Origin of the sequence: Prochlorococcus marinus str. MIT 0912 (assembly GCF_027359595.1) — a bacterium.
Lineage (GTDB): Bacteria > Cyanobacteriota > Cyanobacteriia > PCC-6307 > Cyanobiaceae > Prochlorococcus_B > Prochlorococcus_B marinus_C.
This window is the reverse complement of record NZ_CP114783.1, coordinates 1,447,443-1,466,504: the sequence shown is the minus strand read 5'-3', so window position 1 is coordinate 1,466,504 and position 19,062 is coordinate 1,447,443. Positions and strand designations below refer to the sequence as shown.

Below are 19,062 nucleotides of genomic sequence, written 5' to 3'. Positions count from 1 at the left end.
ACCATGCTTTTTCTCTCTACAACTTTCTTCCTAATTTAGTGATTTCATCAACTTCAGAAACAATATTATCTATTAAAGATCTTCATGCAAGTGTTGAGGATCAAGAGATACTTCATGGAGTCAATTTGGTCGTAAAAGAAGGAGAAGTACATGCGATTATGGGTCGTAATGGAAGCGGAAAAAGTACACTTTCAAAAGTTATAGCTGGTCATCCATCTTATAAAGTTTTATCGGGATCTATCCAATTTAAAGGTAAGGATATTCTTGAGTTAGAACCTGAGGAAAGAGCAAGAATTGGGATTTTCCTTGGTTTCCAATACCCAGTAGAAATTCCTGGTGTTAGTAATCTCGAGTTCCTCAGAGTTGCCACCAATTCACGAAGAAAAGAATTACTTAAAAGTGAATTAGATACTTTTGAATTCGAAGATCTAGTAAAAGAAAGATTGAAAATAGTTGAAATGAATCCAGCCTTTCTAGAAAGAAGCGTAAATGAGGGTTTTTCAGGCGGAGAGAAAAAACGCAACGAGATTCTTCAAATGGCTCTTCTTGAACCTGTCATATCAATACTCGATGAAACTGACTCAGGACTTGATATTGATGCTTTGAGAATTGTTGCATCTGGGATCAATAGACTCTCGCAACCAAATTCAGCAACAATTTTAATCACCCATTATCAAAGACTGCTCAATGAAATTACTCCTGACTTTGTACACATAATGGCTGATGGAAAAATAATAAAAACTGGCAACAAAGAACTAGCCATTGACCTTGAGAAATCAGGGTATGAGTTTATTGACAAAAATACCAAAGAGAAGGAAATGGCAAAATGAAACCATCAACTATTTGCCAAGACTGGCTTGAATCTCTTCCGCCAACTGAAGGTTATTTAAAAAAAGAACAATCAATAGGGCGAGAATTTCTTTTAGAGAAAGGAATGCCCTCTAAAAAAGATGAAGCGTGGAGACTATCCAACTTCAATAAATTAAATAGTTTTTTGTCATTACCAATAATTATCGATAGCAAAGATGTGAAATCTATCTTTCCAGAAAAGGATAAAAATAGAGAAAGAATTATAATTAAGCCTAATGAAAATCCATTTTTAAATATTAATTTACCTAATGGAATTGAGAAGCTAAATAGCCAAGAAATCGAAGATAATCTTAGCAAAATAGTTAAGTCAACTAATATAAAAAATGATATTTCAGTATGTCTTAATCAGGCCTCAAGCTCAAATCTTCTAGCTTTAAAAGTTAAACGTAATTCCAATCAAGCATTAGAAATAATAATTCCATCAATAGAAGGAAAGTCAATCTCAACTAGAATCTTTCTCCTTATAGAGGAGGGAGCAAAATTAGATCTTTTACAAATTTTTAAAGGTAATACTAATTCCGCACAAAATCATTTAATCGAAATAAAACTAGAGTCGAAAGCAAAGCTAACTCATGGGTTGATTTCTTTGGGGGAAGAGAAAGAATCCTCCTCAATTTGCACTTTAGCGGTAGAACAATCAGAGAAGAGTAAATACTCTCTTCATTCAATTCATCATGGGTGGGACTATGCCCGATTTGAACCAAGAATAATTCAAAGTGAAGGTCAAGCTTCAACCATTATCAAAGGGCTTCAAGTTACAAAATCAAAAGAGCAAATAGCCACACACTCTTTAATTAGATTTGAAGGTCCAAATGGAAAGCTTGATCAATTACAAAAAGCCGTAGCCTCTGAATATTCCCATTGCATTTTCAATGGTTCGATTGAAGTTCCAAAAAAAGCACAAAAAACAGAAGCTGCTCAGCTAAGTAGAAATTTATTACTTTCCAAACGCGCCAGAATAGATACAAAACCAGAGCTTGAAATAGTTGCTGATGATGTTAGGTGTACTCATGGAGCAACTGTAAGTCAACTCCAAGATGAGGAATTATTTTATTTACTTAGTAGAGGTATTGATAATAAACATGCCAATTCTTTGTTATTAAAAGGATATTATGATGAAGTGATTTCACACTTTCCTAAAAGTGCTCGTAAGTGGAATTTTATTGAAAAGTTAATACAAGATATAAAAAAGTGAAAAATTTAATAAAAAAGATTGCTGAGAAAAGTAGAAATGATTTTCCACTATTGAATGAAAATAGTAATAATTTAATCTATTTAGATCATGCAGCTACAAGTCAAAAGCCACAAGAAGTTATCGATTCTCTAAAAAACTATTATAGCTATCAAAACGCTAACGTTCATAGAGGTGCTCATCAACTGAGTGCAATCGCAACAGAAAAATTTGAAAACTCGAGAAAGTTAACAGCAAATTTTATCAATAGTAAGAATGAAAAAGAGATCATTTTCACTAGAAATGCTACGGAAGCTATCAACCTTGTAGCCTATACATGGGGCAATTATGAACTTCAAGAAAATGACGAAATCATAATAAGTTTAATGGAACATCATAGTAATATAGTACCTTGGCAATTAATAGCTGACGCAAAAAAGTGCAAGCTAATTTATATCAATATCAATCAAAATGGAGAGTTAGATCTTGATGATTTTAGAAAAAAATTGAGTGATAAAACTAAAATAGTTAGTCTTGTTCATGTAAGTAATACACTTGGTTGTTGTAATCCTATCGAGGAAATTTCAGACCTTGCACATCAAAAAGGTAGCTTAGTTCTTTTAGATGCTTGCCAAAGTCTTGCTCATAAGCCGATAGATATTAAAAAACTTGGTATTGATTTTTTGGCAGGATCTTCTCATAAACTTTGCGGACCTACTGGTGTAGGTTTTTTATGGGGTAGAGAAGAAATTTTAAAAAAAATACCTCCTTTTCTTGGTGGAGGAGAGATGATTAATGAGGTTTTCACGGATAAAAGCACTTGGGCAGACTTACCGCATAAATTCGAAGCAGGTACCCCAGCTATTGGGGAAGCAATCGGTATGGGAACCGCACTTAATTATTTACAATCAATTGGATTAAAAGAAATCCATAATTACGAAAAAGAATTAACAAAATATCTTTTTGAAAAATTAGAGGAAATAGATGATTTACAGATTCTTGGTCCTAGCCCTTTAATTCAGCCTGATAGAGGACCTTTAGCAACTTTTTATATAAAAGGTATTCACTCTAATGATGTTGCTGAGTTACTCGATAACAGCAATATTTGCATAAGGAGTGGTCATCATTGCTGCCAACCACTGCATCGCTTCTATGGTATAAAAAGCACAGCTAGAGCAAGCTTGAGCTTTACATCTACTCCATCAGAAATTGATTGTCTTGCCGAAGAACTAAAATCAGTAATTTCTTTTTTAAAGAAAAATTCTTAAATATTTAGATGCTGTCTAAAAAAAGCCTCTATTTTTTTTAATACATCAACTTTTATATTGCCGTCTTTAAACCCATGACCTTCGTTCTCAAATAAATTTATTTGTACTGGAATTCCACGTTTTAATAATTCATCTTTGATTGCAATAGATTGATCAGAAGGTATAACTTTATCTTTTAAGCCATGAAATAAAATCAATGGCATGTTGATAGAATTAACATGTTCAATAGGCGATCTTTTAAGATACTTTTCATAATCAGTTCCTATATTGCCTATTAAATAATCTAAATAAAATTCTTCAAATCTATGAGTTGATTTAGCCATAGCTATTAAATCAGTTACAGCATATTTACATGCTCCGATATTAAAAATTTCAGTAGATATCAAACAACCTAAAGCTGTAAAACCCGATGCACTGCTCCCTACAATTGCTATACGGTCTTTGTCAACCTTAAAAGATGCAATCAATGACTGAGCCGCCTTAGTGCAATCCAAAACATCGCTTACTCCCCAATTACCTCTCAATCGATCTCTATATTCCCTACCAAAACCTGAAGAGCCTCCATAATTAACATCAACAACCGCCCAACCTCTCGATGTCCAAAATTGCACCTCTAGATCCAATCCACAACGAGCCATACCAGTAGGTCCGCTATGACTTTTCACCAATAAAGGAGGTAACAATTTTTGTTTATTAAGAGGTGGATAATACCAAGCATGAACACTCTCTTCATTCGATCCCATAAACCAAAAAGATTCGCCAATACTTATTTCCGTTGGATCCAAGCTAAATGAAGAGGCAGGAGTATGTACCCAATATTTATCTAATAAGTCTATTTCAAAAATCCCTTCAGTAACTTCTGAACTACTGGCAATAGCAACAAGTCGATTTTGATACGAATGAAGACTAGAGAACTCAATAAAAGGCTGATCCAAAGGCTTGATACATCCATTTTGTTGAAATAGAGCTAAAGTCCAAATTCCTTCCTGAGCAAAAGCCCCAACGACATCATCCCCCACACATGAAAAGCTCGACATCCCAAGAACCCATTGTGGGAAAGCAATTTCAGCCTTAATAGTCCATTGATTCTGAGAAATAGTAATTGAATTGTTATTAATGTCAGTTTTAATCTGAGTAATATTCCACCAGCCACTACTATCTTCCGCAACAAAAAGATCACCTTTATCAGACCAAATGGGATTAAAAAATGATATTTTTTCTGTGCATTTTAAATATTTATTATTAAAATTTACTATATTTATGATATTTAAATACTCATCCAATTTAGCTAATTTTAATTCATTTAAATCCCAAGGCATTGAAGTATTATTCCACTCAACCCATGCCAACTTTCTATCTTTAGAATTCAGAGCAAGATAACCTAATAGCCCCTGAGATGAATAAATAAATTTTGGATATTGGTCAATTTCTTTTAGAGAATAAGAAACTATATGATCTCCTTCTTCATCTTCCATCAATCCAATCCAAATATTATTTTCAAGGTCTATCACGCCACCTGCTAGAAAATAATTATCTTTTTTTGTAAGACAAATTGATTGTATTTTAGGTATGAATTTAAAAGAAGCAGAATTGTCATTTTCTTCCTCATAAGACCAAGTTCTCATCCATAAGCAATTATCTTGATTGTCGACCCAAGTCAATATCAGATCTGATCCATCAAGGGTAGCTGTTAAAGGAGCACCACCATATCCATGGATTTTTGTCCTTAAATCACTTGGATAAGGTGTTAACTCCTGAGGTAATACGTCTTGTTGCCCCCAAGGTCTAATTACAGCTGTAGTTCTCCCCTTTTCCTTTGGTCTTTGTTCTAACCATAAAACCCAATCACCTATTATACGAGGCTCTTTAAATATAGGAGCTTCTCCATAAACTTTTTCAGCATCCAAGATTCTCATTGTTTTGTTCTTCATTGATGTTGAGAGTCAATGATTAATTCACTCATAGAACTTAAAACAAAGTAAAGTGTAAAAGTTGTTGTCTTAAGACTCCTTTGGCTGGCAGTTTTGCTCAACTTGCAAAAAATGCAGAAAAAAAGAAGCCCTCCATTTCAGTTTCGAAAGAACCTGTCAAGAACCCCCCTTTGAAGGTCTATCAATTAGGACACGAGGCTTTAAGAACGCCAGCCAATCGCATCGTCAAAGTTGATGATTCAATTCGAAAGTTAGTGAAAGATATGCTCATAACTATGTATTCATCTAAAGGTATTGGTTTGGCAGCACCTCAAGTAGGAATAAAAAAGAGATTGTTAGTTATAGATTTAAATTTTGAAGACCCAAGTTCCCCGCCAATGGTATTTATAAATCCTGAGATAATTTCATCTAGTGCAAGCTTAGATACATATGAAGAAGGTTGTCTAAGTATCCCCGGAGTTTACCTTAATGTTTTACGACCCTCCTCGATCAAATTAAGTTATCGAGATGAAATGGGTAGACCCAAAAAAATGAATGCAGATGGTCTAATGGCAAGATGCATTCAGCACGAAATAGACCACCTAAATGGTGTCTGTTTTGTTGATAAAGTAACTGATGAAGAAGAACTGAAAAAACAATTAAATGAGAATAACTTCAATCACAACGATGTAATAAAAGAAACGAATTGAAAGAATAATGTCCTTTCAAACTCTACAGAATCCTATTAGATCTTTATTATTGGTTTCTCCTCAAATTCAATGACAACAATTTTCGATAAAATTCTGAGTGGTGACATCCCTTGTGATGAGGTTTTTAGTGATAACAAATGCTTAGCATTCAAAGACATTACCCCTCAAGCACCTACTCACATTTTAATAATTCCTAGAAAGCCTATCCCAAGTCTGCAAGATATAAAAGAAGAAGATCAAGAATTACTGGGTCACTTACTGCTAAAAGGGACCGAAATTGCGAATGCTGCTGGTTTAGAAAGTTGGAGAACCATAATAAATACAGGAGAAGAAGCAGGTCAAACAGTATTTCACTTACATATTCATATTATTGGCGGAAGAAAATTAAGTTGGCCGCCAGGGTAACTCTTGGATTTCCATGATTTTTATCAATACACACGATTGCTTTACTGGCTTAGTTACTGACTCAGCTTCGCCCATCAATGCGCTATAAGATATTTAATTAATCGCGTCCAATGGATTCCCAAACTGCTGCAGATAAAAACAGCATTATTAATAAATTCAACACAACCCTACAAAGTTTCTGGGGAAACCTTAATGAGAACCAGCAATCTATTTTAAAAAAAATATGGTCAATTTTAACTTACAAATGGCAATGGCAGATAATTTTGAATGCCCCTTTTTTGGTTTTTTGGATATTAGATCAAACTATTCCTGCAGTTCACTCTTTTGATATGAAGCTTATTTCTTCACTACCAATACCTATGATAATAAAAACATATTTTGGGTTTAGCTAATATATACAGATGAATAACTTTTTAATGAGTTTTTGCTTTAAAAAACTTCAAATTAACTTAAAAAAATAAGCTAGCCTTATTGCTAATCAAGTATTTATTGACTTTGAAATAATCTAATTAATATGACCTCATCAATTTCGAAAGCTCAAAAAGGACTAGTAAGCCAACTTATTAAATTAAGAAAGCTTACTCAGCCATATTTTCTACCTTATACAAAAAGTAATGGCTGGTTGTTTGTCTATTTATTAATAGCTTTATTATTTTGTGTAGGCGGAACAGTTCTATTTTTACTAACAGGTTTAATGAGCTTGTTAACCAACGTAGCTCCAGAGATAACAAACCAATTTTTGGGAGGTGTTCAAAATTCATTAAAGGTCATATGGGATGGTCCTTCGGGAATAATAATTTCAAGCTTATTTACCTTAGGTATTTTTTCATTTATTACGATTCGTGGTCAATTAAGGCAAAGGAGATGGCTTCCTTGGCTTTTGCTAGGAGTAATTATTTTAATGTTGTTGTCTGTAAATGGAATTAACGCTGGAATCACTTTTCTAGTAAGAGATATAACTAATGCCTTAATACAAAAAGATGAAAATGAAAGTTATAAAAATTTGTGGATTCTTGGAATTTGTTTCATTGCAGCTCTTCCAATAAGAAGCTTCCAATTTTATTTTTCCGCAAAACTTCAGCTTTTATGGAGAGAGTGGTTATCAAAAAGCCTAATAACAGATTATTTAGATGATAGAACATATTATATATTAAATCCCAACGATGAGTCTGAAACAAATGTCGATAATCCGGATCAAAGAATTACTGAAGATGCCAGAGACTTTACTGCTCAAACAATAGACCTCTCTTTAAATATTTTTGATTCTTTATTAGTATTTTCATTAAATATTTTTATTTTACTAAGTATAAGCAAAGAGCTAACACTTGCTCTAATATTTTACGCCACATTAGTTTCATCTTTGCTACTTTTTGCAAGTAGAAAATTATTTAAATTAAATTATGATCAATTACGCTTTGAAGCTGATTTCCGTTATGGTCTTGTTCATGTAAGAAATAACGCAGAATCAATTGCTTTTTATTCTGGTGAAAATCAAGAAGAAAAAGAAGTCAGTAGAAGACTGAAATCTGTAGTTGATAATTTTAATCTTTTGATAATATGGGAAGCTCTATTAAGAGTGCTTCAACGCTCTGGAATTTATGGAAGTGTCTTTATTCCTTTCATTATTCTAGCAGGACCAATTCTCAGCGGCCAAATGGACTATGGAAGTTTTCAACAAGCCAATTTGAACTACAACCTTCTTGAGGGATCATTATTTTTTATTATTTACAAAATAGAGGCTTTAGCTCGATTCTCAGCATCGATAGGCAGGCTTGAAGGGTTTCAATCAAACATGAATGAGATTAGAAATGACCAGTATGATGACTTCAAAGTAGAAATTAAAAAGAACGATTCTATTATTCTTAAAAATGTAAGTATTAAAACTCCAGGGAAAGAGAATTTCTTAATTAATAACTTAAATGTAAGTATTGAGTCTGGTCAAAGTTTACTTGTTGTAGGACCTTCTGGTTGCGGTAAGACCTCTTTACTTCGAGCTATTAGCGGTCTCTGGGCAATCCAATCTGGTGAAATAGAAACGCCCTCAAATGGTGATTTACTATTTATCCCGCAAAAACCATATATGACTCTAGGCTCTTTGAGAGAACAGCTTTGTTATCCATTAAATAAAAATAGATTCAGTGATGAACATTTAAAAGCTGTTTTAGAGGAAGTAAAGTTACCTCAAATCATCCAAAGGTATCCTGACCTAGATATCAAACAAGATTGGCAACGGCTATTATCTCTTGGAGAGCAACAAAGGCTGGCTTTCGCAAGACTTTTACTAAATTCACCTAAATATGTTGTTTTAGATGAAGCAACAAGTGCATTAGACGTAAATACAGAAAAACATCTTTATGAACTTCTTAACCAACGTGATATGGCATGCATTAGCGTTGGTCATAGACCAACACTGAAGAACTATCATGAAAATGTACTTGAAATCACGGAGAACAAAGGTTGGCGATTATTGCCCGCTGCAAGTTACCAATTTACAGAAAATTAGCCTATTTTTATGAACTCCAATACTGAAACAAACCAAGATAATCAGTTAGTAGAGCAAGAAACAACTGATTCAGAAATTAAAAATCTTTCACCTAGCGCAACCACAAATGATATTCCTGAATTTGGGTGGAGTGGCTATGCAGAGAGAATAAACGGAAGATTTGCAATGATTGGTCTAATGGCAGTTCTATTTGTTGAAGCACTTAGCAAAATATCTTTTTTAGAATGGGCTGGAATAATTAATAAATAATAATTGTTTAATTAATCATCAAATCTTGAACTGTTATCTCTTGGTCTCGACTTTCTTGTCGAGGATGAATAAGAGCTTTTAGATGATCTTTGATTAACAGGGTTTGAACCAGAACTCTTTGAGGGCCTTCTACTAGCTCTGCTTGCTCCTTTTTCAGCACTAGAGAAAGCAGCATCTTCAATACTATTATTAGTTTTTGAAGGCCTAATAGATCCTGGTGAAGGCCTATTTGAATTATCAGAATTCAATCTTGCAGATGATGCCTGAGAGGCATTAGGTGATCCATTTCTTCTACGACTTGATGTTTGAGCACTTGCTGAAGGACGAGTCCCTCGCCTACTTTCTTGTCGGCTAGTTCTCCTATCGCCAAAGCTCGAGGCTCTAGCTGAAGAAGATTCTGGATTATTAAATCTTTCCATTCTCCTATCTCTCTCAGTTGCTTGAGTATTAATTTCTGAGGAACTATTATTTCTGGGCCTTCTACTTACAGCCTGCTCTGGGATTGCCGCCCTAGATGGACGTCTTTCATAATTGTCATCATCTGCATATTCTTCTTGATAATCTTCTCTGCCTGAAAATCTTCTATTAATACGTTGAGATTCTTCAAATCGATCATAATTCCTATCAGATCCTGCATCGGACAAACCTCCTCTAGAAGATCTTGGCAATTCAGGTTCATCATCAAAATATGAAGATCTTCTTGCTTGATCTGTTGCAATACCTCTCAGTCGAACACTTTCATAAGCAAAGAAAACAGTGGTTCCAGCAAGCAAAAACTGTCCAAACTGAAGGATAGGGTCTAAACGCCATCCTTGAAAAAAAAGTATCCCGCCACATAACAAACCAATAGCGGCAAAAAATACATCGTAATCCCTTGCCAATGCTGGCTTAAAAGATCTAAGAAAATATAGGCCAGCTCCGCATACAGCTAGAACTATGCCAACAATGCTGGCCCAATTTAGACTGGCATTGACCAAGTTTGCCCTCTTAAATAAACATTTTCAGGTTGAAAACAACCTTATATTTATCAGTCTATGGCATAAATAGCTGTTTGCTAGGGCTATCTACTCAATGCATCTTTTTGACTCACCCAAATCAAAGCAGCAGCAGCAGGTGCAACTATCAAAGCGCCAGCGGCAAGAAAACTCCCTATCATTCCAACAGCAGAACTAGTAGAAGCTTGACTAGAAGCTCCAGCACTAAGGAACAAATTTAAAAAATGAAAAGTCATTTAAGCTAATTCTTATGCAAGACCGAGTAATCTTACGCAATAAAAGATGATTTATACCATCTATTCAATAATGCTTTTAGCTTTGTTATGCCTTTGTTAATGAAAAGTCTTCCAACCCTACATTTTTTAATGGGTTTTTTTATAGGTTCGCTAACCCTTGCATTCCTGCTCAGAATTATTTTGACTTGGTACCCAAAAGTAGATTTAAGAAATGGTTTATGGCCAATTATCTTCTTGCCAACTGAACCTGTACTTGTAGCTACTCGAAAAATTGTGGCTCCAATAGGAGGAGTAGATGTTACTCCAATTATTTGGGTAGGTCTTTTAAGCCTTTTTAGAGAATTGTTTCTTGGTCAACAAGGTTTACTAACTCAAATTATATTTTGATCTTAAGAGCTTTTTACAGCATTTCTTGTTCAACAAACTTTGTATGAACATCCCCTTTTTTAAATTCTTTTCTCTTAAGTAATTTCAAATGAAAGTCAATAGTAGTTGTAATTCCTGTGACTGCACATTCGTTTAAAGCCCTTTCCATGCGTTTAAGTGCAGCTTCTCTATCTCTCCCCCAAACAATTAATTTTCCTATTAAAGAATCATAAAAAGGAGGTATATCATAACCAGTATAAACATGGCTATCTACCCTAACACCAGGTCCGCCAGGAGGTAGCCAACCTGTGATTTTGCCTGGAGAGGGTCTGAAATTATGAGTAGGATCTTCAGCATTGATTCTGCATTCAATTGCATGTCCTTCAAGCTTGATCTCTGATTGACTAAATTTTAATTTTTCTCCTCCTGCAATTCTTAGTTGTTCTGATATGAGATCCATACCAGTAACTAATTCCGTTACAGGATGCTCCACTTGTATTCGAGTATTCATTTCCATAAAGTAGAAGTTTCCTTGACGATCCAGTAAGAATTCAACCGTCCCAGCACCTTCGTAATTGATACTTTTTGCTGCTGCAACAGCTGCTTCTCCCATCTGTAATCTCAACTGATCATCTAAAGCTGGACTTGGTGATTCCTCTAACAATTTCTGATGCCGTCTTTGAATCGAGCAATCTCTCTCTCCAAGGTGCACAACATTCCCATAACGATCAGCAAGAATCTGAACCTCTACATGCCTTGGGCGATCGATAAATTTCTCCATATATAGCCCTGGATTACCAAATGCAGCTTCTGCTTCCCCCTGTGCAGCTTTGAAAAGATTATCCAATTCATCAGAGTGTCCGACTAAACGCATTCCTCTTCCACCACCTCCTGCTGTTGCTTTAATCATTACTGGATAGCCCATTTCAGAGGCCAGCTGAGAAGCCTCTTCAATGCTCTCTAACAAACCTTCACTTCCAGGAACAGTTGGAACTCCAACCTTCTGCATAGTCGATTTAGCAGTCGACTTATCACCCATTGAACGTATTGCATGAGGAGATGGACCTACAAAAATAAGCCCATGGTCTCCGCAAATCTCTGCAAAACGATCATTCTCAGCTAAAAAGCCATAACCAGGATGTATAGCATCAACACCTCGTGATGTTGCAGCAGCTAGTATGTTCGGAATATTTAGATAACTTTTACTACTAGGGGAATCTCCAACGCAAACAGCCTCATCAGCTAATTGGACGTGAAGAGCATTCTTATCAACAGTGCTGTACACAGCTACAGTTGCAATCCCCATCTCGCGACAGCTACGGAGAATTCTTAAAGCTATTTCGCCACGATTAGCTATCAGCAATTTGCCTATGGGCATTCAAATTTATTAAGGCCACAGGCGGATCGTATCAGTATTAGTGCCCAAGACAGAAACGGATTAAGTAGAAGCTTAATAGGTTTAGCATTATGATCATGGTTACTTGGTGCTTAACTGAGTTAACTTGCGGATGTGGCGGAATTGGTATACGCGCATGTCTAAGGAACATGTGGCTTCGGCCTTGCGAGTTCAAGTCTCGCCATCCGCATTTTCAAAACTAAAGCTCATCAATAAATGAGTAATGATCCTTTAGCAATTATCTTTGTCTCAAATGGACCAGGTGAACTAGCTACTTGGGTTAAGCCACTTGCTAAAGAGCTTCATAAACAAATTCCGCTAAGACCTAGAGAAAAGGCTTCTTCAATATCATTAAATCTTGTCTTGGTTCCATGCCCGAACGCAACTGGCAAAGAAAGTCTCGTTGCAAAAAAATGGTTGCAATTTGAAAATATAATAAAAGCAAAAAACTTCTGGAAGCTTCTCATACAACCTAAAAAATTTGGTTCATGGCCATCCAAAGGATTAGTAATTTTTTTAGGAGGAGATCAATTTTGGAGCGTTCTGCTCTCAGCAAGATTGGGATATTTACATATGACATACGCAGAATGGATCACAAGATGGCCTTTTTGGAATAATCGTATTGTCGCGATGTCGAAAAGTATTGTTGAAAAACTACCAAGACGAATTCAAAAACGATGTTCAGTAATTGGAGACCTGACAGCTGACTTAACAGAAACTGCAAAAATTGATAATCCTCTCCCTCCTGGAAGATGGATTGCTCTCATGCCAGGTTCAAAAAGCGCCAAACTAAAAATTGGAATACCTTTTTTTCTTGATGTAGCTGACAAAATATCAAAATTAATGCCAGATTGTAAGTTTCTAATACCCATAGCTCCCACCACAAATATAGATGAAATCAAATACTTTGGCAGCAGAAAAAATCCTATTTCAAAACAATATAAATCTGGGATAAAATCAATAACTAAAGCAAATAATAAAGATGAAAGAGGAATATTAATCACAAATAACTCGACAGTGATTGTAGTGCAGGAAAAGTATCCAGCATATAGTGATCTCAGTCAATGTGATATAGCATTAACAACAGTAGGGGCAAATACTGCTGAGCTGGGCTCATTAAATATTCCGATGATAGTTGTCGTACCTACACAACACATTATCGCTATGGAAGCATGGGATGGACTCGTAGGTTTAGTAGCTAGATTACCAATTTTAAAATGGTGCTTAGGTTTGTTAATTAGCTTCGTGAAACTAAAAAAAAGAGGATTTATGGCTTGGCCAAATATAACGGCAAAAAGAATGATTGTTCCTGAAAGAGTAGGTCACATAACCACGGCACAAATAGCTGAAGAAGCCATTGATTGGCTACATTCCCCTTCACGGCTTTCTGGTCAAAAGGAAGATCTTCGAGCACTTAGAGGTACTAAAGGAGCAACAAAAAAGTTTTGTCAAGAAATTATTAATCTTCTAGAGGACAAAAAACTTATAAGTTAATCACCAGGGATCCTCAATATCTAATATTTCATTATCATTAGATAGAGAATTTTGAGGTTTTTGGTTAGATGATTTTTCTAAAGGCTCAACATCCATTGGTTCTTCTTCTATTATTACTTTGGACCTATTTTTAATATTTTTAGAGGATATATTAGCTTTAAAACTATCAGATCTAGTTGGGTAGTCTGATTCATTATAATTTACTTCATCTTCATCAATTTCCGAATAAATTGAAGACTGGGTAGGTTCATCTAAGTATCTTAATTCTTGATTATATTGTTCTTCATCAGAATCTTGTAATTCTACGTATTCCATATCATCTTCTTCAAATATTTCCTCTTTAGATTGCTCTAGAAGTCTTTGATCATCATTTGCACTTTCTCCAGAAGTTAATTGATTTTCAACTGGGACGAGATTAACTCTATACCTTTCTCTTTCGCTATCTTCCCATCCCGAATTACCTACGCCAAGCTTTTCAAGAAAACCACTATTTAATTGCTTTAATTTCTCTTCAGCCCCCTCATAAACAATTATTCGATCAGGTCCACTACTAACAATTTCTTCAACAGGCATCTCCCAAGTACTTAAAACGCCTTCGCCTAATAATGGAACACCTAATGCTCCCATAACTAAAGTAAGTAGCTCTCCAGTTTCAATATCAAAAGAGAATCCCAGTACTCTCCCCAATTGATCACCTGATTCAGTAATTACCTGGCAATTAATAACCTTATTAAATCTTTCAGGAACAAAGTTTTCACTAAGGGAATCTATTGTATCTACCAAAATCACATCACCGACTTGCCGAATTTGGTCAAGAGGAAGCCATCGTGGCAACCCAGGTAAAAAACGTGTTAAGGGATTATCTCTTAGACCCAAAGCAACAACTTCTCTACGATCAATATCAACAACGACTTCTCCTACAAGGCCTAATCTCCGTCCCGTATCACGAGTAATAACCTGAGTCCCCATTAACTCAGAACGAAGCCATAACCTGTCGCTAGGGACAGCAGGTGTTGATTCTTGTGGGGCTTGAGTGTTGGTCAACTCAAATATGCAGGAATGGGGTCAGTAGAACCATATTGGACCATCTTAGTAAATTCAATCAAGCTGCGATTGGCAACCCAACAACTTGAGTGTGATTTCCCCTTGCTTGCGTAACTCCAATAGTTCTCAATGAGGCTCCAATCATAGGTCTTCTATGACTTACGACAAGAAATTGTGCATGCTGAGCTTGTTGAGCAATTAAAGCAGCTAACCTTTCAACATTTACTCCATCAAGAAAACTATCCACCTCATCAAGGGCATAAAAAGGGGAAGGTCTAAAACGTTGTAAAGCAAAAAGAAAACTTAAAGCAGTTAACGATTTTTCTCCACCTGACATAGCAGCAAGCCGTCTTACAGGCTTTCCTTTGGGATGAGCAACCAAAGTCAAACCTCCTTCCAAAGGTTGGTCAGGGTTTTCTAGTTGCAAATGTCCATCTCCTTCAGAGAGACTCGCAAAAATTTCGCGAAAATGTACGTCAACTGCTTTAAAAGCCTCCATAAAGGCCTCTTGACGTAAAGTTGAAACAGTCTCAATGCGAAGCAATAGCTCCGATCTTTCATCGGTGAGAACTTGAAGTCGATTTTCAAGTTCATTTAGCCTCTCATCTAATTTGGCCAATTCCTCCAGTGCAAGCATATTTACAGGCTCCAATTCTTCCATTCTTTTCTGCAAACCTTCCAAGCTAGAAAGTAAAGACTCCAGACCATTATCTCTTATTTCAGCTGATATCACAGGCATAGGATATGGAAGCTTCTTCTCTAATTCACTACAACGAATAGCTTCCATTCGCATTTCTTCTTTCATATTTTTTTGATTGTCTCTTAAACGTTGGAGACTCCATTGAAGTTCTTGAAGTTGTAAACGTTTTTTAGATACCTCAGCTTCAACAAAATCTCTTTCTCGTCGTTGTTCCCCAAAGCGAGTTTCTAGATCTTTTTGTTCGTTTAGCAAATCTTGCCGATTATTGTTAAGAAGCTTGTTTTGCTCACGCCAAGCGATATGAGCAGTAGCCAGAGACTCTATAGAATCCTTTAACCGATTTTCTTCGTCTATTAAAGAATTTTCTTGATCATTTAATCGATCAATAGCTAGTTTATTTTGTGATTGTTTGCTCGAGATCTCATCTCTTTTTTTCCGAAGTGAAAGAAGATTTCTATCAGCATTTTCTAGTTCATTTTGCAATTTAGCCCAAAGAGATGAATCGTTTGAGTTATCTATTGCTTTGTCTTCCCTTTCAATTTCCAATAAATGAACTTCTAACGGTTTAATATAAATGTTGATAGATTCTAATTGCAAAACTTTTTGCTTTTTAGACTTTTGAAGATCTCCAATTCTTTTTGCACGAATACTTTGGCGATCTAAAAGAGGTGAATTTGATCTTTTAGAAGTTAATCTTTCAGCATCAAGAGCTGCTTTTTTTTGCTCTAATGTTCCTAATTGAGTTCTAAGTTTATCTAAGTTATTCATGAGTTCTTTTTCTTTCTTTTGACAATTTACTAAAGTCTCACCAATCTCTAATAATCTATTCTTCAATAGATCAGAATCATCATTATCTTTTAATCTCCCAAAATTCAATCCCAAGGATCTATTATTTAAACTTCCACCAGTCATAGCACCACTCTTATCCAACAATTCACCGTCTAAAGTAACAGCTCTTTTAATGCCAATTTGATCACGTGCTGATGACAAGTTACTAAAAACAACTGTCTCCCCAAATACGTACAAGAAAACATATTTATATATTGAATCAAATTGAATCAAGTTAATAGCTTTTCCAATTAATCCACTTTTTGTATTTGGATTATTAAAAACAGGTCTCTCAAATGCATCAGACTTATTTTGAACATTTTTTAAAATCTTATTAAGAGGTAAAAAAGTCAATCTTCCAGCTCTTTTACGTTTTAAAAGATCAATTGCCTGTGCTGCGATTCGATCATTATCAACCACAATTTGACCCAGCCTTGCACCAGCAGCCACTTCAAGAGCAATTCTATAACGATCTTCAACCTCGCCTAAATTAGCAACAGGGCCATGGATTCCATCTAATCCAGATTCTAATAACAAAGATAATGCATTAGTTCCTCGACTTTCATAGATCATTTCTTTCCTACTTTCTAAACGAGCAATATCGTTTTGAAGCTTTGCCTCTTCTTTTTCTAATCTATATTTAGTACGCTCTTGTATACCTTTTTCAGAGATTAACTCTTGAAATTCTTCTTTTTTAATTGATATTGAATCTACAACTTTATCCCATTCTTTATTTAAATTATTAATTTCTAAATGTACTTTTTTATTCGCAGACTGATCAGCTTCTTGATCACTCTCTAATTCTTTTAAAATAACATTCAACTGCAATAAGTCTTCTTCAATATTTTGCTTTTCAAGTTTTTTAGGATCTAATTTTAATCGAATTTCGGTGATCTCACTTCTTGCTTTCTGATGTTTCTCCATCCATGCCCCTGAACGACCAGCCACATCAGAAAGTTTCCTCCTTGAAGATTCAACCCAAGCCTCAGCTTCTTTACACTTTAATTCAGCTTCTTCTAAGTCTTTCGGATCAATATCATTAAATCTATCTTGTAATTCAGTCTTATAATCTTTCTTTTTTTGTAGAAGATTATTCCTATATTCCTGTAATTTTTTACCCTCATTCTTATGATTAAGACCCTGTCTTTCTAGCTCTCTAGACTGAGATTCAATTCCTGCCAGTTTAGCTTGTACTGCTAATAATTGATCCTCACCTAATTCCTTAACATTTTTCTGTAAGATATCTAATTTTTCTATAGATTTCTTTAAATTATTCTCATTATTAATTAAATTTTCTGAATCTATTTTTTCTTTTTTTATTAATTCTTGATGATCTATATCTAATTTTTCTAAACCACATTTTGCATCTTCATAGGTTAAAACTAATTCTTGTTGTCTACCAATCAGTAATTTATTTTTTAGATCTTTATATAAACTTGCTTTCTCACAATCTTTTTGCAAACGCTGTTTACCAAGAATCAATTCTTGTTCAACAATCCGACAACGTTCTTGCCTTTCATATACATCATCCAACTTTGAACGAGTTTGATCAATGCGAGTATCAAATAAGGCAACACCCGCCAGTTCATCTATTAAACCTCTACGATCTTTATTGCTCATAGAAACAATTCGTGTAACGTCCCCCTGCATAACGACATTGCTACCTTCTGGATCAATCCTGAGACGCCTTAATTGGGTTTGTAATTGCTGCAAATTACATGTCTCTCCATCTGCGTAGTAACTGGAAGAATATGACCCCCCTGGCATCACTTTTAATCTTCTTGAGACTGTCCATTCTTTTTGACCAGGCTTAATCCAAGGTCCCTCCTCAGTAGGTTCTATTCCATCTTCAGCTTCATCGGGCACCCAATCAGTAAGATCAAATTTTACAGTTACTTTAGTTTCAGAAGATCTGCCCGCTTTTAATACGCCACTATTAACTAAGTCAGGTAATCTATCTGCTCTCATACCTCGACTATTGGCAAGGCCTAAACAAAACAAAACCCCATCAAGAATATTACTTTTACCTGAGCCATTTGGACCTGTTACTACTGTAAATCCCTCTTCCAGTGGAATCGACATCGACCCACCGAAGGACTTGAAATGAGACAAATCTACGTGATTGATATGGACCAACAGAATGCATCCACAATATGAATGACGTTAGCGAAATATCAGAGAAACTCAAGCCCTTCAAGCTCACAAGAAATAATTACTTTTTTTTGCTGAAAATTCTGCAACCATTTTTATCTATTACCAAATCCACCTCAAGCTTGTCCCATATCAACGATAAATTTATAAAACTACTTTCAACTGATGGAAATGATTCTACGAAAATACCTTGCTTAATTCTTTTTGCAACTCCTCGATTACCTGAAACAATCTTTTCTTCGATATCAAGCCAGTAAAGCTTATGAGGTGCAATATAAACGGAACCCACATATGGTCCATCCATTAAAGGAAGGTCAGTCAAGCGCCAAGTCCTGCAAAAATCTTTATCTTCTAAAAGCAAATCAAAATGGACTCCCTTAATGTCATCAGGTGATCCAATATGTCTTAACAACACCCACCTATACAATTTTTTTGTTCCAAGAGTCCTCAATTGAACAATATTAAAAAACTAAACAGGAAATTTGCATAAAAAAAAGTAAGGAGATAAATCTCCTCATTGGGAATTTATGCACGAAAAACTCTTTAGCTTTTAGCCTCAGGTACAAACCTTAAAGCAATTAAAAGAAGGCTTCCAGCTCCTGCTATTGAAGCCAACACTAGACCAAAATCAGTAGGAATTGTATTAGAAGCAAAAACCATTGATGAAATTCCGACGCCCATGGGTTTATAAGGAGATACCAATGACGTTTAGCACTATAAGTATTCGAATAGCAATATTTGTAAGCAAAGACGACGAAATATTATT

At 35.3% G+C, this 19,062-nt stretch carries 18 protein-coding genes and 1 tRNA gene; 11 read left to right on the top strand and 8 right to left on the bottom strand.

What is annotated here, in order from left to right:
• The first annotated feature begins 38 nt into the window (after nt 1–38).
• The 3 genes from sufC to O5640_RS08435 are packed head-to-tail and all read left to right on the top strand — an operon-like array spanning nt 39 to nt 3,309.
• Nucleotides 39–830: a Fe-S cluster assembly ATPase SufC gene (gene sufC / locus O5640_RS08445; RefSeq protein WP_269612004.1), complete on the top strand. Its 792-nt coding sequence runs from the start codon at nt 39–41 to the stop codon at nt 828–830.
• On the top strand, nt 827–2,065 hold the full coding sequence (sufD, locus tag O5640_RS08440) for a Fe-S cluster assembly protein SufD (RefSeq protein ID WP_269612003.1): 1,239 nt from the start codon (nt 827–829) through the stop codon (nt 2,063–2,065). Before sufC ends, sufD begins: the two co-directional genes overlap by 4 nt.
• The gene (locus O5640_RS08435) at nt 2,062–3,309 is read left to right on the top strand and encodes an aminotransferase class V-fold PLP-dependent enzyme (RefSeq protein WP_269612002.1); all 1,248 of its coding nucleotides are present in this window, start codon (nt 2,062–2,064) and stop codon (nt 3,307–3,309) included. Before sufD ends, O5640_RS08435 begins: the two co-directional genes overlap by 4 nt.
• Here the strand turns inward: O5640_RS08435 and O5640_RS08430 are convergent.
• Nucleotides 3,306–5,240, bottom strand: coding sequence for an alpha/beta hydrolase family protein (locus O5640_RS08430; protein ID WP_269612001.1), 1,935 nt, complete (start codon nt 5,238–5,240; stop codon nt 3,306–3,308). The genes O5640_RS08435 and O5640_RS08430 overlap by 4 nt on opposite strands.
• Before the next feature lie 80 nt (nt 5,241–5,320).
• Here O5640_RS08430 and def point away from each other — a divergent pair, with 80 nt between their 5' ends.
• The 5 genes from def to O5640_RS08405 all read left to right on the top strand — a co-directional run bounded on the left by def (nt 5,321) and on the right by O5640_RS08405 (nt 9,086).
• Nucleotides 5,321–5,929 (top strand): peptide deformylase, encoded by a 609-nt coding sequence (gene def / locus O5640_RS08425; protein WP_269612000.1) that lies wholly within the window; start codon nt 5,321–5,323, stop codon nt 5,927–5,929.
• A 69-nt stretch (nt 5,930–5,998) separates the two neighbouring features.
• Complete coding sequence (locus O5640_RS08420; protein ID WP_269611999.1) at nt 5,999–6,334, top strand: histidine triad nucleotide-binding protein; 336 nt, start codon at nt 5,999–6,001, stop codon at nt 6,332–6,334.
• Nucleotides 6,335–6,444: 110 nt separating this feature from the next.
• Entirely contained in the window at nt 6,445–6,726 is a 282-nt protein-coding gene (locus tag O5640_RS08415) for a hypothetical protein (protein WP_269611998.1), read from the top strand.
• Nucleotides 6,727–6,848: 122 nt separating this feature from the next.
• The gene (locus tag O5640_RS08410) at nt 6,849–8,837 is read left to right on the top strand and encodes an ABC transporter ATP-binding protein/permease (protein WP_269611997.1); all 1,989 of its coding nucleotides are present in this window, start codon (nt 6,849–6,851) and stop codon (nt 8,835–8,837) included.
• 9 nt (nt 8,838–8,846) lie between these two features.
• The gene (locus O5640_RS08405) at nt 8,847–9,086 is read left to right on the top strand and encodes a chlorophyll a/b-binding protein (RefSeq protein WP_269611996.1); all 240 of its coding nucleotides are present in this window, start codon (nt 8,847–8,849) and stop codon (nt 9,084–9,086) included.
• An 11-nt stretch (nt 9,087–9,097) separates the two neighbouring features.
• On the opposite strand, the gene O5640_RS08400 is transcribed toward O5640_RS08405, so the two are convergent.
• On the bottom strand, nt 9,098–10,063 hold the full coding sequence (locus tag O5640_RS08400; protein ID WP_269611995.1) for a Ycf66 family protein: 966 nt from the start codon (nt 10,061–10,063) through the stop codon (nt 9,098–9,100).
• Between the two features lie 83 nt (nt 10,064–10,146).
• The gene (psbX, locus tag O5640_RS08395) at nt 10,147–10,317 is read right to left on the bottom strand and encodes a photosystem II reaction center protein PsbX (RefSeq protein WP_269611993.1); all 171 of its coding nucleotides are present in this window, start codon (nt 10,315–10,317) and stop codon (nt 10,147–10,149) included.
• A gap of 87 nt (nt 10,318–10,404) precedes the next feature.
• Here psbX and O5640_RS08390 point away from each other — a divergent pair, with 87 nt between their 5' ends.
• A complete protein-coding gene (locus O5640_RS08390; RefSeq protein ID WP_269611992.1) occupies nt 10,405–10,704 on the top strand; it encodes a YggT family protein in 300 nt (99 codons plus the stop codon).
• A gap of 13 nt (nt 10,705–10,717) precedes the next feature.
• Here the strand turns inward: O5640_RS08390 and accC are convergent, their stop codons facing one another.
• A complete protein-coding gene (gene accC / locus O5640_RS08385; protein WP_269611991.1) occupies nt 10,718–12,061 on the bottom strand; it encodes an acetyl-CoA carboxylase biotin carboxylase subunit in 1,344 nt (447 codons plus the stop codon).
• 126 nt (nt 12,062–12,187) lie between these two features.
• Between accC and O5640_RS08380 the strand changes: the two genes are divergently transcribed.
• Both O5640_RS08380 and O5640_RS08375 read left to right on the top strand, forming a co-directional pair.
• Nucleotides 12,188–12,269: transfer RNA gene (locus O5640_RS08380), tRNA-Leu, on the top strand.
• A gap of 26 nt (nt 12,270–12,295) precedes the next feature.
• Nucleotides 12,296–13,573 (top strand): glycosyl transferase, encoded by a 1,278-nt coding sequence (locus O5640_RS08375; protein ID WP_269611990.1) that lies wholly within the window; start codon nt 12,296–12,298, stop codon nt 13,571–13,573.
• On the opposite strand, the gene O5640_RS08370 is transcribed toward O5640_RS08375, so the two are convergent.
• The 4 genes from O5640_RS08370 to O5640_RS08355 form a co-directional block, all read right to left on the bottom strand.
• Complete coding sequence (locus tag O5640_RS08370; protein ID WP_269611988.1) at nt 13,574–14,617, bottom strand: PRC-barrel domain-containing protein; 1,044 nt, start codon at nt 14,615–14,617, stop codon at nt 13,574–13,576. It lies immediately after the preceding gene.
• 58 nt (nt 14,618–14,675) lie between these two features.
• Nucleotides 14,676–18,281, bottom strand: coding sequence for a chromosome segregation protein SMC (gene smc / locus O5640_RS08365; protein ID WP_269611987.1), 3,606 nt, complete (start codon nt 18,279–18,281; stop codon nt 14,676–14,678).
• A gap of 76 nt (nt 18,282–18,357) precedes the next feature.
• A complete protein-coding gene (locus O5640_RS08360) occupies nt 18,358–18,711 on the bottom strand; it encodes a hypothetical protein (protein WP_269611985.1) in 354 nt (117 codons plus the stop codon).
• Nucleotides 18,712–18,839: 128 nt separating this feature from the next.
• Complete coding sequence (locus O5640_RS08355) at nt 18,840–18,977, bottom strand: hypothetical protein (protein ID WP_110859680.1); 138 nt, start codon at nt 18,975–18,977, stop codon at nt 18,840–18,842.
• Nucleotides 18,978–19,062: the final 85 nt, after the last annotated feature.

Bases quoted from the DNA above. Each gene is read 5' to 3' on its own strand.
- sufD (WP_269612003.1), top strand. From the start codon at position 827: ATGAAACCATCAACTATTTGCCAAGACTGGCTTGAATCTCTTCCGCCA.
- O5640_RS08430 (WP_269612001.1), bottom strand. From the start codon at position 5,240: ATGAAGAACAAAACAATGAGAATCTTGGATGCTGAAAAAGTTTATGGA.
- O5640_RS08420 (WP_269611999.1), top strand. From the start codon at position 5,999: ATGACAACAATTTTCGATAAAATTCTGAGTGGTGACATCCCTTGTGAT.
- O5640_RS08415 (WP_269611998.1), top strand. From the start codon at position 6,445: ATGGATTCCCAAACTGCTGCAGATAAAAACAGCATTATTAATAAATTC.
- O5640_RS08410 (WP_269611997.1), top strand. From the start codon at position 6,849: ATGACCTCATCAATTTCGAAAGCTCAAAAAGGACTAGTAAGCCAACTT.
- O5640_RS08405 (WP_269611996.1), top strand. From the start codon at position 8,847: ATGAACTCCAATACTGAAACAAACCAAGATAATCAGTTAGTAGAGCAA.
- psbX (WP_269611993.1), bottom strand. From the start codon at position 10,317: ATGACTTTTCATTTTTTAAATTTGTTCCTTAGTGCTGGAGCTTCTAGT.
- O5640_RS08390 (WP_269611992.1), top strand. From the start codon at position 10,405: ATGCCTTTGTTAATGAAAAGTCTTCCAACCCTACATTTTTTAATGGGT.
- accC (WP_269611991.1), bottom strand. From the start codon at position 12,061: ATGCCCATAGGCAAATTGCTGATAGCTAATCGTGGCGAAATAGCTTTA.
- O5640_RS08375 (WP_269611990.1), top strand. From the start codon at position 12,296: ATGAGTAATGATCCTTTAGCAATTATCTTTGTCTCAAATGGACCAGGT.
- O5640_RS08355 (WP_110859680.1), bottom strand. From the start codon at position 18,977: ATGGGCGTCGGAATTTCATCAATGGTTTTTGCTTCTAATACAATTCCT.